The following is a 14575-nucleotide window of genomic DNA, read 5'->3' on the forward strand; positions in this document are numbered from 1 at the left end:
ACGCGGTGGAATAGGGGGTGAGGGCCGGGCGCGGTCTTCAGCTGCGCGCCGCGAACCAGCCTTCGACCTTGGCGCGCACCCAGTCCCACACCGCAGGCGCGCCACGGGCGATCTTGGTGCCGATGCGCTCTTCGAGTTGCGGGAAGCTCACGTCATACTCGATCCAGGACCCGCCGCCCGACTGGTGGTTGAGCAGCACCGGCTGCACCCGGTCGAGCGATTTGGCGAAGATCGCGTCGGGGGTCTCGTTGGCCTCGAATTCGAGCCAGAGCGCCAGCATCCCTGCCGCCTGATCCTCGGGCAACAGCCCGAAGATACGCTCCGCGGCGGCGGCTTCGGCTTTCTGGATGTCTTCCGCGCCATGTGCCGTGCCGCCTTGGCTGTGGATCGGCACATCGCCCACGTCGATCTCGACCAGATCGTGCAGCAAAAGCATGCGGATCACCCGGTCGATCGAGACGCCTTCGGGCGCCTGTTCGGCCAGCGTCAGCGCATAGAGCGCGAGCGACCAGCTATGCTCGCCCGAGTTTTCGGGGCGCGAGGCGTCATGGATCGGCGTCGCGCGGGTTACCGATTTCAGTTTCTCGGCCTCGGCGAGGAAGGCGAATTGCTGGTCGAGCCGGGTCATGTGCGTCTCCAGAGCCGGGGCAGTAGCAGAAGTAGCGCCACGAAGGCGAAGAGACCGCCGGCGCGCCAGCTCAACGCGCGGTCGGTATAGCCGGAACAGTCGAGGTTCGGTGCCGCGAAGGCGTAGAACAGGACCGTGGCGAGGATCGAGAAGACGACGATGCCCATCCCCAGAACCGGCGGGATCGCGCGGTTCGCGGCCGCGAGCAAAAGCCCGGTCCAGCCCAGCCAGAGCGGGACGACCACGATGATCATATGCATCGGGTTCGCGAGCAGTTCGCCCAAGCCCCGGATCAGCGCTTCGCCGCGCGAGGACGCGCCGCTCCACTCTCCGTCGCAAATCATGTGGCTTGCATGAAAGGCTGTCGCGATGATCAGCGACAGGGCGAGGGAGAGGGCTGCTGCGAAAACGACGCGCGCGGCCCCCGGGCTCATGACCCGGTCCCGGATTCCGGTGTCTTCGCCGCTGCCTGCGCCCGCTTTTCCAGTTCCACCAGCTTGCGCTCGAAGAATTCGCGGCCACGTTGCTCGGCCATATGCAGGCGACAGGCCGTGATATAGGCCTCCTGCAGCGAGGGCGACGACGTGCCGATATAGTTGCTCACCTCCATGAAGAGGCGTTCGTCGTCATATTTGCGCATCGCCTCCATCGTGTCGGTGGCGAGTTTTTCAGCAAGTTCGTCGATCAGCGCCATTAGCGCGTGCCCTCCGTCAGGCGGCGGCGGACATAGGTCTGAACCGTGTCGATCATCGGCTGCATATGGGCTTCTTCGTTCTTGAAGAAGTGATCCGCGCCTTCGATGACCTCATGGGTGATCGTGATGCCCTTCTGCTCCTGCAGCTTGGAGACCAGTTGCTCGGTTTCCTTGGGCTGCGCGATCCGGTCGTTCGTGCCGTTGATGATCAGGCCCGAGGACGGGCAGGGCGCGAGGAAGGAATAGTCGTAATTGCCGGGGCCGGGCGACGAGGGGCCGGGCGGGGCAACCGAGATGAAGCCGGTAATCTCGGGACGGCGCATCAGAAGTTGCATGCCGATCCACGCACCGAAGGAATGGCCCGCGACCCAGCAATGTTTCGAGTTGGGGTTCATCGTCTGCAGGTAGTCCAGCGCCGAGGCGGCATCGGACAATTCGCCCACGCCTTGATCGTATTCGCCTTGGCTGCGGCCCACGCCCCGGAAGTTGAAGCGCAGAACGGTGAAGCCCATTTTGAAGAAGGCGTAATGCAGGTTGTAGACGACGCGGTTGTTCATCGTGCCGCCGAATTGCGGGTCGGGGTGCAGAATGATCGCGATCGGCGCGTCGGGTGCGGGCTGCGGGTGGTAGCGCCCCTCGAGGCGACCTTCGGGACCGGGAAAAATGACTTCGGGCATCGTCTCTCGTTTTTATTGCGCCAGCTCTGGGTTCCTTGGGCGCCTGCGCTCCTGCCTTTCTTGACGGGTCGGCGCGGCTGGCCTAGGAGAAAGCCTCCCCCGGCGCCATGCCGGGAGATCGGGCATTGGTGGAGGTAATCGGCCCTCGCGCTTGCGTCAATGCTTTAGCAATGATTCACTCCTGCGCGGGCGGTGTTTTCGGGCCGATTTTCGGCTAAATACGGGTTCGGATGGGTCTCGGGCCGAGGAGGGTGCATGAAACTGTCGACGAAAGGCCGTTACGCGATGGTCGCGCTGGTCGATCTGGCGCTGGCGGGCGAAGGCAGCCGGACCTCTCTGGCGGCGCTGTCGGAGCGTCAGGATATCTCGCTGCCCTATCTGGAGCAGCTTTTCGTGCGGCTGCGTCGGGCGGGGCTGGTGAATTCGGTGCGCGGCCCGGGCGGCGGCTACCGGCTGGCGCGCTGCCCGTCGGAGATCCGCATCTCGGAGATTTTCGAGGCCGTGGACGAGACCGTCTCGGCGATGCATGTCGGCGCTGGCGCGTCAGGGGCGATCTCGGGCTCGCGGGCGCAGTCGATGGCGAACCGGTTGTGGGAGAGCCTGTCGGCGCAGGTCTTCGTCTTCCTGCACCAGACGACGCTGGATGATGTGGTGAAGAACCGCATGAAACCCTGTCCGGCCGTGCCGAGCCTGTTTTCGGTCGTCGACGAGTAACTCCGACCGCCGGGGCGTGATGGCTTCTCGCGGACGCTCCGCGGGGGATATTTTTGCCAAGTCGAAGGCACGCCCTTTCTTCTGGGGCGCGGCTGCCCTATCCCCGCCGCAGCTATCCGACACCCAACTAAGCGGAGCGTATCATGGCGCGCAGCTATCTCGATTGGAACGCGACAACGCCGCTGAGGGCAGAGGCCCGTCAGGCGATGATCGAAGCGATGGATGTGGTGGGCAACCCGTCATCGGTGCATTCCGAGGGCCGCGCGGCGAAAGCGCTGATGGAGCGCGCGCGCTCTCAGGTTGCCGCGGCTTTGGGGGCCGAGGGGCAGGATGTGATCTTCACCTCCGGCGCGACCGAGGCGGCGGCGCTGGCGCTGGCGGGGCGCGAGGTGCATTGCGCGGGCGTCGAGCATGATGCGATCCGCAGCTGGTGCGTCGAGGATCTTCCCGTCGATCGGGCAGGGCGGATCACCGTCATCGATCCGGCAAATTCGGCCCTGCAGCTGGCCAATTCCGAGACCGGCGTGGTGCAGGATCTGCCCGAGGGGCTGTATCTGAGCGATCTCACCCAAGGCTTCGGCAAGATCCCCTTCGCGTTCAACTGGCTCGGCACCACCTGCGGCATCGTCTCGGCGCATAAGCTGGGCGGGCCGAAAGGCGTCGGCGCGCTGATCGTGAAGCGCGGCACGGATATCGCGGCGCAGCTCAAAGGCGGCGGTCAGGAGATGGGTCGGCGGGCCGGCACGGAGAACCTGATCGGCATCGCGGGCTTCGGTGCGGCCGCCGAAGCGGCCTCGCGTGATCTTGAGGGCGGAATCTGGCGCGAGATCGAAAAACTTAGAAACATTCTAGAAAACGCCATTGCGGATCGGGCAAGCGAGACTATTTTTGTCGGGAATGAATCGCACAGGCTTCCGAACACCTCCTGCTTCATCACGCCCGGCTGGAAGGGCGAGACGCAGGTGATGCAGATGGACCTGGGCGGGTTCGCGGTTTCCGCAGGCTCCGCCTGTTCGAGCGGGAAGGTCAAAAGCTCTGCTGCGCTGGTCGCGATGGGCTTTTCGGAAACCGAGGCGGGATCGGCTCTGCGGGTCTCGCTGGGGCCGCAGAGCCGCGAAGAAGATGTCATGCGTTTCGCCGAACACTGGCTGAAATGCGAAGCGAAACACCGCGCACGGCGCGGGTAAGAGATGGGAGAGCCGGATATGGCGGGCGTTGATCAGGTGGAAGTACGTGAAGGCGTCGATCGCGAGACGGTCGAAACCGTCCAGAATATGGGCACCTACAAATACGGCTGGAACACCGATATCGAGATGGAATACGCGCCCAAAGGCGTGAACACGGATATCGTCCGCCTCATCTCGGACAAGAACAAAGAGCCCGAGTGGATGACCGAATGGCGTCTGCAGGCGTTCTCGCGCTGGGAAGATATGCCCAAGCCGAACTGGGCGCTGCTGAAGGTTCCGGTGATCGATTTTCAGGACCAGTATTACTACGCGCGTCCGAAAAGCATGGTCGAGAAGCCCAAGTCGCTCGACGAGGTCGATCCCAAGCTGCTCGCCACCTATGAGAAGCTCGGCATTCCGCTGAAGGAACAGATGATCCTCGCGGGCGTCGAAGGCGCGGAAGACATCAACCTCGAAGATCGCCAGATCGCGGTCGACGCAGTGTTCGACTCCGTCTCCGTCGGCACCACCTTCAAGGACAAGCTGGCCGAGGCGGGCGTGATCTTCTGCTCGATCTCGGAAGCGATCCAGGAACACCCGGAGCTGGTGAAGAAATATCTCGGCTCGGTCGTGCCGCAGGCGGATAACTTCTACGCAGCGCTGAACTCGGCCGTGTTCTCGGACGGCTCCTTCGTCTATGTGCCGCCGGGCGTGCGCTGCCCGATGGAACTGTCGACCTATTTCCGCATCAACGCGGAGAATACCGGCCAGTTCGAACGCACCCTGATCATCGCCGACAAGGGCTCTTACGTGTCCTATCTCGAAGGCTGCACCGCGCCCAAGCGCGACACCGCGCAGCTGCACGCGGCCGTGGTCGAGATCATCGTCGAGGAAGATGCCGAGGTGAAATATTCCACGGTGCAGAACTGGTTCCCGGGCGATGAAGACGGCAAGGGCGGCATCTACAACTTCGTCACCAAGCGTGCCGATTGCCGCGGCGACCGCGCCAAGGTGATGTGGACGCAGGTCGAGACCGGCTCCGCGATCACGTGGAAATACCCGTCCTGCATCCTGCGCGGCAACGAGAGCCAGGGCGAGTTCTACTCGATCGCCATCGCGAATAACTGGCAGCAGGCCGATACCGGCACCAAGATGATCCATCTGGGCAAGGACACCCGCTCGCGGATCGTGTCCAAGGGCATTTCGGCCGGTCAGGCGCAGAACACCTATCGCGGTCTCGTCTCGATGCACCCGAAAGCGACCGACTCGCGCAACTACACGCAATGTGACTCGCTGCTGATCGGCGACAAATGCGGCGCGCACACGGTTCCCTATATCGAGGTGAAGAACAACTCGAGCCGGGTCGAGCACGAGGCCACCACCTCGAAGGTGGATGACGATCAGCTGTTCTACTGCCGCGCCCGCGGGATGGACGAGGAAGAGGCCGTGGCGCTTGTCGTCAACGGGTTCTGCCGCGAAGTCCTTCAGGCGCTGCCGATGGAATTCGCGATGGAAGCTCAAAGCCTTGTGGCGATCTCGCTGGAGGGGAGCGTCGGGTGATCTTCACGCGCGCAAATATCGAAATTGCCGAGGATCTGCCCCATTTCGGGCATAATCCTTATGCATGTCTTAACCTGTCCAAAGGGATAGGTGAGGGCCATGACGGTATCGAGCGCCAGCTTCAACGATCGCCTCGCGCGGATCGAGAAAACGCGGAAATCGGCGAAGGGCCGGATTCAGCTGCATATAGGGGATCAGGAAGCCTGGGTGGCCAACGATTCCGCGATGCTGCGTCAGGTCATCGCCAAGCCGCGTCACTCGCGGCTGGCCGTGTTCAAGGTCCTGCCCGCGCTGATGGTCGGTGCGATCGGGATGATGGTCGTCACCGCGCTCAAGATGCGCTTTCTGACGCCGGAACTGGCCGAAAAAGTGGGCTCCAACCCGGATCTGGTCCTCGTGGTTGCGGCAGTGCTGACCGCCTTCGGGCTGGGTATGATGCTGCGGCTGGCGTCGGTGAAACTGATGGCGGTGCAGCTGCTGGGCGTCGCGCTGGCCTTCGTGGGGCTGCACAATATCGCCTTCTGGCAACCGGACATGGCGGCGCTCGCCTTCACGCCCGACTGGGTGGAGCAGCAGACCGCGCAATTCGAGCCGCGCACCCTGCGCTACGCCGAGACCACTATCCGCTTCTGACCCTTCGCGCGCCCGCGCCCGCCGCGGCCCGCATGGGTCGCCAAACGGGAGGGCGCGCATGATCGTCACCACCACCCCCAGTATCGAGGGTCGCCCGATCGCGACCTATCATGGCATCGTCGTGGGCGAAGCCATCATGGGCGCCAATGTCGTCCGCGATATCTTCGCGCAAGTCACCGACATCATCGGTGGCCGCTCCGGCGCGTACGAATCCAAATTGCAAGACGCGCGCGCCACGGCGCTCGGCGAGCTTGAAGACCGCGCCCGCGAGCTGGGCGCGAATGCCGTTGTCGGCGTCGATCTCGACTACGAGGTCGTCGGCCAATCCATGCTTATGGTGTCGGCCTCCGGCACCGCTGTAACCGTATCCTGAGGAAGAACCATGCTTGATATCAAGAACCTGCACGTCAAACTGGAAGAAGAGGACAAGCAGATCCTCAAGGGCGTCAACCTGAGCGTCGAGTCCGGGAAGGTCCATGCGATCATGGGGCCGAACGGCTCGGGTAAGTCCACGCTGTCCTATGTGCTCTCGGGCCGCGATGGCTACGAGGTCACCGAAGGCGAAGCGCATCTCAACGACACCGACCTGCTGGAGGCCGAACCCGAAGAGCGCGCGGCGGCAGGCCTGTTCCTCGCGTTCCAATACCCGGTGGAAATCCCCGGCGTCGGCAACATGACCTTCCTGCGCACCGCGCTCAACGCACAGCGCAAGGCGCGCGGCGAGGAGGAAATCTCCGCTGGCGACTTCCTGAAACTGGTGCGCGGCAAGGCGAAATCGCTCAAGATCGACGCGGACATGCTGAAGCGTCCGGTCAATGTCGGCTTCTCGGGCGGTGAGAAAAAGCGTAACGAAATCCTGCAGATGGCGATCCTCGAGCCGAAGATGTGCATCCTCGACGAGACCGATTCCGGCCTCGACGTCGACGCGATGCGTCTGGTGGCCGAAGGTGTGAACGCGCTGCGCGACGAGGGCCGCTCCTTCCTCGTGATCACCCACTACCAGCGCCTGCTCGACCACATCAAACCCGATGTCGTCCACATCATGGCGGATGGCCGCATCATCGAGACCGGCGGGCCGGAACTGGCCCTTGAAGTCGAGAAGAACGGCTATGCCGACCTGCTCGCGAAACACGGGATTTCGGAGGTGATGGCGTAATGTCGGCAGTCGAGAAAATGACCCCCGCCGAGACGCGGCTGGCGCGCGTTTCTCTGCCCGACGGGTTCGGGCCCCAACGCCGCGCCGCGCTGGACCGTCTGAACGCGATGGGCCTGCCGGGCCGTCGTGACGAATACTGGCGCTGGACCAACCCGACCGATTTCATCGCGCCCGATCCGGTGCCCGCGGCGCCGTTCGGCGACGACGAGCCGGAGATTTTCGGCGAGATCGACCGGCTCAAGATTGTGTTCCGCGACGGCGTGTTCGATCCCGAGGCTTCCGACGATCTGGCGATGTCCGGCGTCGAGATCCTGCGTCTGGCCGATGCGCCCGACGTGAACTGGGCCAGCAGCCTTTACGGCACGCTGGAGGCCAACGGTCAGGATCCGGTGAAACGTCCCTTCGCAGCGCTCAACACGGCGTCGGCGACCGATGGCGTTCTGATCCGCGTGACCGGCGCCGCCGAGAAACCCGTGAGCCTGATTTACACCCATGAATCAGAGACTTCCGACCCGATCCTGCATCACCTCGTGAAGCTCGAAGAGGGCGCGGAAATCACGGTCCTGGAGAACGGCCCGGCGGGCGCGCGCTTCAACAAGCTGATGGAAGTGGACGTCGCCAAGGGCGCGCGTTTCCACCACATCCGCGTGCAGGGCCGCGATCACGAGCGCCGTGCCGTGACCTCGATCTTCACCCGCGTCGCGGAAGAAGGTCTGTTCAAGAGCTTCACGCTGACCTCGAACGGGGTGCTGACGCGCAATGAATGCGTGATCGACATCGTGGGCGACGACGCGAATGCCCACGTTGCGGGTGCGGCTCTTGGCGATGGCAAAACCGGCAAGTTCCACCACGACGACACCGTCTTCATCACCCACGGGGCCGAGCGCGGCGAGAGCCGTCAGGTCTTCAAGAAAGTGCTGAAGAACGGCGCCGAGGGCATCTTCCAGGGCAAGATTCTCGTGAAGCCGGGCGCGCAGAAGACCGATGGCTACCAGATCAGCCAGTCGCTGTTGCTCGACGAGAACAGCCAGTTCCTCGCCAAGCCGGAGCTCGAGATCTACGCCGATGACGTGCAGTGCTCGCATGGCTCGACCACCGGCGCGATCGATGAGACCGCGCTCTTCTACCTGCGTTCGCGCGGCGTGCCGGAAGAGGAAGCCACTGCGCTGCTGGTTCTGAGCTTCGTCGCCGATGCCATTGAAGAGATTGAGGAAGAGCGGTTCCGCGATGCGATCCTGACCCGGTTGGAAGGGTGGCTTGCACGCCATCGCGGCTGAGGCGCTGCGATGTCCGCGACAGACGATATCCGGCGCAGCTATCGGCGTCCGCGCGTGGTGATGCGCGAGCATCTCGCGCGCCCGGCCTCCGAGCCGCGCGCGCTGGTCTTCCTGCTTGCGGCGCTGACCGTGATCTTCATCGCGCAGTGGCCCCGGCTGTCGCGGATTGCCCATGAGATGCCCGACCAGCCGATGGTCGGGCTGATGATGGGCACGGTGCTGGCGCTGCTCGCGACCGTGCCCGTCTTCTACGCGATTGCGGCACTGAGCCACCTTGTGCTCAGGCTCCTCGGCGGGCAGGGAAGCTGGTATGGTGCGCGCGTCGCGCTGTTCTGGTCGCTTCTGGCGGTCTCGCCGCTGATGCTGCTGCAAGGGCTCGTGGCGGGGTTCATCGGGCGCGGGGCGGAACTTTCGCTGGTCTCCGCGCTTGTGACGGTAGCCTTCGTCTTGCTATGGGGCGCAGCGTTGCGCGTGGTAGAATTCGAAGGAAAAACAAACTGATGCAGCCTGATCTTAAAGAATGGCTTATCCGTAGCTTCACCGATCCGAAATCGGTTGCGCGCGATTTGATCGGGCTGAATCTGAACGCCAATGCGCGGTTCATGGCGATGGTGCTGGTGGTCGTGATGACCGCGATCCTCGGCACGCTCGCGCAGCTGGTGTTCTCCTTCATCACCAAGGTGGATATCGGCACGGTGACGCCGCCGCTCACCGTGGCGGGGCTGCAGGGCGCGCTTCTGGTCTATGGCGCTTTCGCCATGTCTTTCGTCGGCCAACGCTTTGGCGGGCATGGGAAATTCCCGGATGCGCTGCTGCTTCTGACCTGGATCGAATTCGTTCTGATGATCGGTCAGATGATCCAGGTCGTGCTGATGGTCTTCTTCCCGATCTCGGCCACGCTGATGTCGGTGCTGCTGGTGGCGCTGATGTTCTACTTGCTGGTGCAGTTCACGATGGTTCTGCACGGGTTCGAAAACCCCGTGGCGACCGGCTTCGGGGTTATCCTGACCTTTCTGGGCTCGGCGATGATCGCGGGGATCGTGCTGGTGTCGACCGGCCTCGTGCAAATGCCCGCAGACCCCGCGTCACTCTGAGGTGCTCCATGTATGATATCGAAAAAATCCGCGCGGATTTCCCGATCCTGACGCGAGAAGTGAACGGCAAGCCCTTGGTTTACCTCGATAACGGGGCCTCGGCGCAGAAGCCGCGCGTTGTGATCGATGCGATGACCCGGATGTATGAGCACGACTATTCCAACGTGCATCGCGGGCTCCATACGCTGTCCAATATCGCGACCGAGAAATACGAGAGCGTGCGCGGGATCGTCGCGCGCTTCCTGCATGTCGCCGACGAAGAGCAGATCGTGTTCACCACCGGCTCGACCGAGGGGATCAACCTCGTCAGTTACGCCTGGGGTGCGCCGAACCTCGAGCCGGGCGACGAGATCATCCTGTCGGTGATGGAGCACCACGCCAATATCGTGCCGTGGCATTTCCTGCGCGAACGGCAGGGCGTGAAGCTGGTCTGGGTGGAGCCCGAGGCCGACGGCTCGCTGCCGCCCGAGAAGGTGCTGGAGGCGATCACGCCGCGCACTAAGCTGATCGCGATCACCCATATGTCGAACGTGCTGGGCACGCGGGTCGATGTGAAACCGATCGCGCAGGCTGCACGGACGCGCGGGATCGCGACACTGGTTGACGGCTCGCAGGCGGCGGTGCATGGCCCCGTCGATGTCGACGATCTGGGCTGCGATTTCTACGTCATCACCGGACATAAGCTATATGGGCCAAGCGGTTCCGGGGCACTCTTCATCCGTCGCGACCGGATGCTGGAGATGCGTCCCTTCCTTGGCGGGGGCGACATGATCGACACCGTCACCCGCAACACGGTGATCTACAACACGCCGCCGATGAAGTTCGAGGCGGGTACGCCCGGCATCGTGCAGCAGATCGGCATGGGTGTCGCGCTCGATTACCTGATGGGGATCGGGATGGAGAATATCGCCGAGCATGAGCGCGATCTGCGCGACTACACCGCCGAGAAACTGAGCGGGCTGAACTGGCTCAATCAGCAGGGCACTGCGGGGGATAAGGGCGCGATCTTCTCGCTCACGCTGAATGGTCCCGCCCATCCGCATGACATCTCGACCATCCTCGACAAGCGGGGTGTCGCGGTGCGCGCGGGGCAGCATTGCACCGGTCCGCTGATGGAATGGCTTGGGGTCACGGCGACGGCGCGCGCGTCTTTCGGGATGTACAACACCCGCGAAGAGGCCGATGCGCTGATTTCCGCGCTCGAATTGTGCCACGATCTGCTAGGCTAAGGGCGCCGCTCGGCGAGGGGACTTGCTTTTGCTGCGATGCAGCATAGCTCTGCGGCAGGGAGGCAGGCAGCGAAAGGGCCGAGCCGATGAACCGCAAGAGCATTAACCTCGCATTGCAAGGTGGCGGCGCGCATGGCGCGTTCACCTGGGGCGTTCTCGACCGTTTTCTGGATGAAGACTGGCTGGACTACGCGGCGATCTCGGGCACCTCGGCGGGGGCGCTGAACGGGGCCGCGTTCAAGGCGGGCTATGCGCGGGGCGGTCGTCAAGGGGCGCGTGCGTCTCTGGATGAGCTTTGGAGCCAAGTCGCCGAAAGCGTCGATCTGCGGCTCGAGCGGCTGATGCCTGCGCAACTGCCCGGCACCGAGGCGTTGACGCGCTGGTTCGACGCCTTCACGCCGGCGGCCTTCATCGACGGCATGTCGCGGGTCTTCTCGCCCTATGACGCGGGGCCGTTCTACGTCAATCCGCTGGCCTCGGTGGTGGAGCGGTTTCGCTATCGCGATGTCTGCGCGGAGGAGGGGCCGCGGCTGCATGTCTCGGCCACCAATGTGCGCACCGGCAAGATCCGGGTCTTCACCGGCGACGAGATCACGGCGGATGCGATCCTCGCTTCGGCCTGCCTGCCTGAGATTTTCCAGGCGGTCGAGATCGAGGACCCGAAAACTGGCCGCACCGAGGCCTATTGGGATGGCGGCTATACCGGCAATCCGCCGCTGTTTCCGCTGTTCGAACCGGCCTATCCGCGCGACGTGGTGGTGATTTCGATCAACCCGCTCTGGCGCGACGAGATTCCGAAAACGCCCGCGCAGATAGACGAGCGGGTCAACGAGATCAGCTTCAACTCCTCGCTGCTGCGCGAATTGCGAGCGATCAATTTCGTGCATCGTCTGATCCGCGAGGACCGGCTCCCTGAAGGGGCGATGAAGGATGTGCTGATCCATATGATCGCCGATGACGACGTCATGGGCGAGCTGAGCGCGAAATCGAAGATCCTGCCCGAGTGGGGGATGCTCGCGAAGCTGAAACTGGCGGGCCGGGCGGCGGCGGATCGCTGGCTCGACGCCCATGCCGACAAGATCGGCAAAGAGGCGTCGACCGATCTTCAGGCCTTGTTCGACTGAAGTTTCACCTTGGTTTTCTTCGCGGGTTTCGCTTCTTTCGGCTGCGGGTAAACCAGACCGGCGGAGATGATCAGCTTCGCCGCATCCTCGACCGACATGTCGAGATAGGTCACCTGCGATTGCGGGACAAACAGCAGGAAGCCCGAGGTCGGGTTCGGCGTCGTCGGCAGGAAGACCGAGATCAGCGGGTCGTCGTCTTCGGCCTTGGCCGCGATTTCGCCCTTCGCGGTGGAGGAGACGAAGGCGACCGCCTTCAGGCCCTCGCGCGGGTATTCGATCATGCAGGCGCGGTCGAACTTGCCTTCGGACTGGCTCAGCACCGTTTCCGCGATCTGCTTGAGTCCGCTATAGACCGTGCGCACGAAGGGCAGGCGGTCGACGATGCTCTCGCCGAAGCGCAGCATCGTGCGCCCGAAGAAGCCCTTGGCGAGCCAGCCGACGATGACCGTGAAGACAAGGAAGATGATGACGCCGAGCCCGCGCACATTGATGCCGATATAGCGTTCGGGGCGTAGCTCTGGCGGGACAAGCGGCAGCACCCAGCCATCGACCCAGCCGGCCATCGTCCACATGAGCCAGATCGTCAGACCGATCGGCGCGACGACGATCAACCCGGTGAAGAAAGAGGCGCGCAGCGCGGCAAAGCGCGAGCGGCGGCGCGGATGGGGGTCGTCTTTGGTCATGATCTGGATGCGCCCTCTCGTGGCGATGCGTTGCCTGCTATCTAGGCAGCGCCGCCACGATGGGCAATGGGCCGCGTATCAGGCGGCCCGCGCTGTGATGATTTCGCCTGCGATTGCGGCAGCCAGACGGGCGTTGTTCAGAACGAGGGCGATATTGGCCTCGAGCGAGCGGCCTTCGGTCAGCTCGAAAATGCGCGACAGCAGGAAGGGCGTGACCGCCTTGGCGGCGATGCCCTGCGCCTCGGCCTCTTGCAGCGCCTGTTCGATGACCGGCACGATTTCCTCACGTGCGATCTCGGCCGCTTCGGGGATCGGGTTCGCGATCAGCTGACCGCCCGGCAGACCGAGGGCTGTGCGTGCGAGCTGTGACTTCGCGATCTCGGCTGCGCTGTCTGCGCGCAGCGGCGCGGGCAGGCCGGAATTGCGCGACCAGAAGGCGGGGAAGGCGTCCTGTCCATAAGCGATGACCGGCACACCATGGGTCTCCAGCACTTCGAGCGTCTTCGGCAGGTCGAGGATCGCCTTGGCGCCCGCCGCGACCACGCTGACCGGGGTCTGCGCCAGTTCCAGAAGGTCGGTGGAGATGTCGAAGCTGTCTTCCGCGCCGCGATGCACGCCGCCGATCCCGCCGGTGGCGAAGACGTCGATGCCCGCGAGGTGCGCGCAGATCATGGTGGCTGCAACGGTGGTGGCCCCGGTTGCGCCTTTCGCGAGGCAGACGGCCAGATCGGCGCGACTGACCTTCATCGCGACTTTGGTTTGAGCCAGCGTTTCCAGTTCTTCCGGCTCCAGCCCGATATGGATCTTGCCGCCCATCACCGCGATCGTGGCCGGCACCGCGCCCGCCTTGCGGATCTCGGCCTCGACCGCCTGCGCGGTCTCGAGGTTCTGCGGATAGGGCATCCCGTGGGTGATGATCGTCGATTCCAGCGCGACGATGGGACGGTTTTCGGCTTTTGCGTCAGCGACTTCGGCGGCGAAGGTGAGGGGAGCGGTCATGTGGCGAGTTCTCCGGAAACATAGCGCGCGGCGGCGGTCAGGGCGCTCTCGAGCGCCTCCATGCGATCCGCGCCGCGCTGTTCGGCCACGAGATGCGCGGCCATGAAAGTATCGCCCGCGCCGGTCACGCGGGTCACGAGGACAGGGGGCGGGGCCGAAGCGATGACATTGCCTGCCGCAGCGCTGCCGTCGGCGGCCGCCTTGCCGCCGTCGGTCACCAGCACGCGCTGCGCCCCGCGTTCCAGCAGGGTCTCGGCGGCATGTTCAGCGCTGTCGAAACTGCCCTGACACAGGATGCCCGCCTCTTCGAGATTGACGTAAAGCGTCGCCGCCGGATGGGTCAGCAGCGGCGTCAGCCGTTCCGCCTTGCCGGGGCTGGCGGGGGCCACGCGCAGATCGGCCTTGGCGAAAAGCGGCGAATGCGCGATCTGGCTCAGAAGCGCCTCGGTGAGATTGCCGTCGAGCGCGATGGCGCCGATCCACGGCTCGTTTTCCGTTCCGAGCCGCCCATCGGCGAGCGGCGCGAGGATCTTCTCGCCCGCAGCTTCCAGCGAATGCGCATCCGCGATGGCCGCAATCAGCCCGTTCGCGCCCTCGATCGCCATATAGCGGTCGGTCGGCAGATCGTCGGAGCGGTAGAGATAGCTGCAATCGACGCCCAGCACCTCGGCGGATTGGATCAGGTCGTTGCCCTGACTGTCGCGCCCCAGCGCGGTCAGTACCGCAGGCTTCAGCCCATAGCGGCGCAACGTCATCGCGATATTCATCGCGACCCCACCGGGCAGCCGTTCGATCCGCCCCGGCACATCGGAGCCTTCATGCATGTGCACGGAGGCGCGGCCGATGATGTCCCACAGGACCGAACCGATGCACAGAATATCAGGTCTGGATTCGCTCATGCGCGGTTCTTGGCGCGGTTTCCCGGGCGGAGCAAGGGGCTT

Annotated in this window: 18 protein-coding genes; 11 read left to right on the forward strand and 7 right to left on the reverse strand. The window is 64.1% G+C overall.

The genetic code is table 11. The features are described 5' to 3' along the window. Positions 1 to 37 precede the first annotated feature (37 nt). The 4 genes from BMI86_RS09060 to BMI86_RS09075 are packed head-to-tail and all read right to left on the reverse strand — an operon-like array spanning position 38 to position 1999. Positions 38 to 628 carry an HD domain-containing protein gene (locus BMI86_RS09060; protein WP_078540869.1) on the reverse strand — a complete coding sequence of 197 codons (591 nt, stop codon included), beginning with the start codon at positions 626 to 628 and terminating at the stop codon, positions 38 to 40. Next, positions 625 to 1062 (reverse strand): hypothetical protein, encoded by a 438-nt coding sequence (locus tag BMI86_RS09065; RefSeq protein ID WP_078540871.1) that lies wholly within the window; start codon positions 1060 to 1062, stop codon positions 625 to 627. The genes BMI86_RS09060 and BMI86_RS09065 overlap by 4 nt, the downstream gene beginning before the upstream one ends. Continuing rightward, positions 1059 to 1322 (reverse strand): hypothetical protein, encoded by a 264-nt coding sequence (locus tag BMI86_RS09070; RefSeq protein WP_210402714.1) that lies wholly within the window; start codon positions 1320 to 1322, stop codon positions 1059 to 1061. The genes BMI86_RS09065 and BMI86_RS09070 overlap by 4 nt, the downstream gene beginning before the upstream one ends. After that, a complete protein-coding gene (locus BMI86_RS09075) occupies positions 1322 to 1999 on the reverse strand; it encodes an alpha/beta hydrolase (RefSeq protein ID WP_078540872.1) in 678 nt (225 codons plus the stop codon). Before BMI86_RS09075 ends, BMI86_RS09070 begins: the two co-directional genes overlap by 1 nt. A 255-nt stretch (positions 2000 to 2254) precedes the next feature. On the opposite strand from BMI86_RS09075, the gene BMI86_RS09080 reads away from it, so the two are divergent. From BMI86_RS09080 to BMI86_RS09130, 11 genes are all read left to right on the forward strand, one after another. Then, a complete protein-coding gene (locus tag BMI86_RS09080; protein ID WP_078520720.1) occupies positions 2255 to 2713 on the forward strand; it encodes an Rrf2 family transcriptional regulator in 459 nt (152 codons plus the stop codon). 143 nt (positions 2714 to 2856) lie between these two features. Further along, positions 2857 to 3900 carry a cysteine desulfurase family protein gene (locus BMI86_RS09085; protein WP_078540874.1) on the forward strand — a complete coding sequence of 348 codons (1044 nt, stop codon included), beginning with the start codon at positions 2857 to 2859 and terminating at the stop codon, positions 3898 to 3900. 18 nt (positions 3901 to 3918) lie between these two features. After that, positions 3919 to 5439: a Fe-S cluster assembly protein SufB gene (gene sufB, locus BMI86_RS09090; protein ID WP_078540876.1), complete on the forward strand. Its 1521-nt coding sequence runs from the start codon at positions 3919 to 3921 to the stop codon at positions 5437 to 5439. Between the two features lie 99 nt (positions 5440 to 5538). Further along, positions 5539 to 6072: a hypothetical protein gene (locus BMI86_RS09095; protein ID WP_078540878.1), complete on the forward strand. Its 534-nt coding sequence runs from the start codon at positions 5539 to 5541 to the stop codon at positions 6070 to 6072. Between the two features lie 58 nt (positions 6073 to 6130). Beyond that, positions 6131 to 6445, forward strand: coding sequence for a heavy metal-binding domain-containing protein (locus tag BMI86_RS09100; protein WP_078520716.1), 315 nt, complete (start codon positions 6131 to 6133; stop codon positions 6443 to 6445). A 9-nt stretch (positions 6446 to 6454) separates the two neighbouring features. Then, on the forward strand, positions 6455 to 7228 hold the full coding sequence (gene sufC, locus BMI86_RS09105) for a Fe-S cluster assembly ATPase SufC (RefSeq protein ID WP_078540880.1): 774 nt from the start codon (positions 6455 to 6457) through the stop codon (positions 7226 to 7228). Further along, positions 7228 to 8505 (forward strand): Fe-S cluster assembly protein SufD, encoded by a 1278-nt coding sequence (sufD, locus tag BMI86_RS09110; protein WP_078540882.1) that lies wholly within the window; start codon positions 7228 to 7230, stop codon positions 8503 to 8505. The genes sufC and sufD overlap by 1 nt, the downstream gene beginning before the upstream one ends. 9 nt (positions 8506 to 8514) lie before the next feature. Next, positions 8515 to 9006, forward strand: coding sequence for a Yip1 family protein (locus BMI86_RS09115; RefSeq protein WP_078520714.1), 492 nt, complete (start codon positions 8515 to 8517; stop codon positions 9004 to 9006). Beyond that, the gene (locus BMI86_RS09120) at positions 9006 to 9599 is read left to right on the forward strand and encodes a YIP1 family protein (RefSeq protein WP_168173822.1); all 594 of its coding nucleotides are present in this window, start codon (positions 9006 to 9008) and stop codon (positions 9597 to 9599) included. The genes BMI86_RS09115 and BMI86_RS09120 overlap by 1 nt, the downstream gene beginning before the upstream one ends. Positions 9600 to 9607: 8 nt before the next feature. Continuing rightward, entirely contained in the window at positions 9608 to 10828 is a 1221-nt protein-coding gene (locus BMI86_RS09125) for a cysteine desulfurase (RefSeq protein WP_078540886.1), read from the forward strand. Positions 10829 to 10914: 86 nt separating this feature from the next. After that, a complete protein-coding gene (locus BMI86_RS09130) occupies positions 10915 to 11952 on the forward strand; it encodes a patatin-like phospholipase family protein (RefSeq protein WP_078540887.1) in 1038 nt (345 codons plus the stop codon). Here the strand turns inward: BMI86_RS09130 and BMI86_RS09135 are convergent. From BMI86_RS09135 to BMI86_RS09145, 3 genes are all read right to left on the reverse strand, one after another. Next, entirely contained in the window at positions 11934 to 12635 is a 702-nt protein-coding gene (locus BMI86_RS09135; protein ID WP_078540889.1) for a DUF502 domain-containing protein, read from the reverse strand. The genes BMI86_RS09130 and BMI86_RS09135 overlap by 19 nt on opposite strands. 78 nt (positions 12636 to 12713) lie before the next feature. Next, positions 12714 to 13634: a pseudouridine-5'-phosphate glycosidase gene (locus BMI86_RS09140; RefSeq protein ID WP_078540891.1), complete on the reverse strand. Its 921-nt coding sequence runs from the start codon at positions 13632 to 13634 to the stop codon at positions 12714 to 12716. Beyond that, on the reverse strand, positions 13631 to 14533 hold the full coding sequence (locus BMI86_RS09145) for a PfkB family carbohydrate kinase (RefSeq protein ID WP_078540893.1): 903 nt from the start codon (positions 14531 to 14533) through the stop codon (positions 13631 to 13633). Before BMI86_RS09145 ends, BMI86_RS09140 begins: the two co-directional genes overlap by 4 nt. Between the last annotated feature and the right edge of the window lie 42 nt (positions 14534 to 14575).

Origin of the sequence: Thioclava sp. DLFJ5-1 (assembly GCF_002020115.1) — a bacterium.
Taxonomy (GTDB): Bacteria; Pseudomonadota; Alphaproteobacteria; order Rhodobacterales; family Rhodobacteraceae; genus Thioclava; species Thioclava sediminum.

What these genes read in the sequence shown, in the direction of transcription:
- BMI86_RS09060 (WP_078540869.1), bottom strand. Translation starts at nt 628, where the DNA reads ATGACCCGGCTCGACCAGCAATTCGCCTTCCTCGCCGAGGCCGAGAAA.
- BMI86_RS09065 (WP_078540871.1), bottom strand. Translation starts at nt 1,062, where the DNA reads ATGAGCCCGGGGGCCGCGCGCGTCGTTTTCGCAGCAGCCCTCTCCCTC.
- BMI86_RS09070 (WP_210402714.1), bottom strand. Translation starts at nt 1,322, where the DNA reads ATGGCGCTGATCGACGAACTTGCTGAAAAACTCGCCACCGACACGATG.
- BMI86_RS09075 (WP_078540872.1), bottom strand. Translation starts at nt 1,999, where the DNA reads ATGCCCGAAGTCATTTTTCCCGGTCCCGAAGGTCGCCTCGAGGGGCGC.
- BMI86_RS09080 (WP_078520720.1), top strand. Translation starts at nt 2,255, where the DNA reads ATGAAACTGTCGACGAAAGGCCGTTACGCGATGGTCGCGCTGGTCGAT.
- BMI86_RS09085 (WP_078540874.1), top strand. Translation starts at nt 2,857, where the DNA reads ATGGCGCGCAGCTATCTCGATTGGAACGCGACAACGCCGCTGAGGGCA.
- sufB (WP_078540876.1), top strand. Translation starts at nt 3,919, where the DNA reads ATGGCGGGCGTTGATCAGGTGGAAGTACGTGAAGGCGTCGATCGCGAG.
- BMI86_RS09095 (WP_078540878.1), top strand. Translation starts at nt 5,539, where the DNA reads ATGACGGTATCGAGCGCCAGCTTCAACGATCGCCTCGCGCGGATCGAG.
- BMI86_RS09100 (WP_078520716.1), top strand. Translation starts at nt 6,131, where the DNA reads ATGATCGTCACCACCACCCCCAGTATCGAGGGTCGCCCGATCGCGACC.
- sufC (WP_078540880.1), top strand. Translation starts at nt 6,455, where the DNA reads ATGCTTGATATCAAGAACCTGCACGTCAAACTGGAAGAAGAGGACAAG.
- sufD (WP_078540882.1), top strand. Translation starts at nt 7,228, where the DNA reads ATGTCGGCAGTCGAGAAAATGACCCCCGCCGAGACGCGGCTGGCGCGC.
- BMI86_RS09115 (WP_078520714.1), top strand. Translation starts at nt 8,515, where the DNA reads ATGTCCGCGACAGACGATATCCGGCGCAGCTATCGGCGTCCGCGCGTG.
- BMI86_RS09120 (WP_168173822.1), top strand. Translation starts at nt 9,006, where the DNA reads ATGCAGCCTGATCTTAAAGAATGGCTTATCCGTAGCTTCACCGATCCG.
- BMI86_RS09125 (WP_078540886.1), top strand. Translation starts at nt 9,608, where the DNA reads ATGTATGATATCGAAAAAATCCGCGCGGATTTCCCGATCCTGACGCGA.
- BMI86_RS09130 (WP_078540887.1), top strand. Translation starts at nt 10,915, where the DNA reads ATGAACCGCAAGAGCATTAACCTCGCATTGCAAGGTGGCGGCGCGCAT.
- BMI86_RS09135 (WP_078540889.1), bottom strand. Translation starts at nt 12,635, where the DNA reads ATGACCAAAGACGACCCCCATCCGCGCCGCCGCTCGCGCTTTGCCGCG.
- BMI86_RS09140 (WP_078540891.1), bottom strand. Translation starts at nt 13,634, where the DNA reads ATGACCGCTCCCCTCACCTTCGCCGCCGAAGTCGCTGACGCAAAAGCC.
- BMI86_RS09145 (WP_078540893.1), bottom strand. Translation starts at nt 14,533, where the DNA reads ATGAGCGAATCCAGACCTGATATTCTGTGCATCGGTTCGGTCCTGTGG.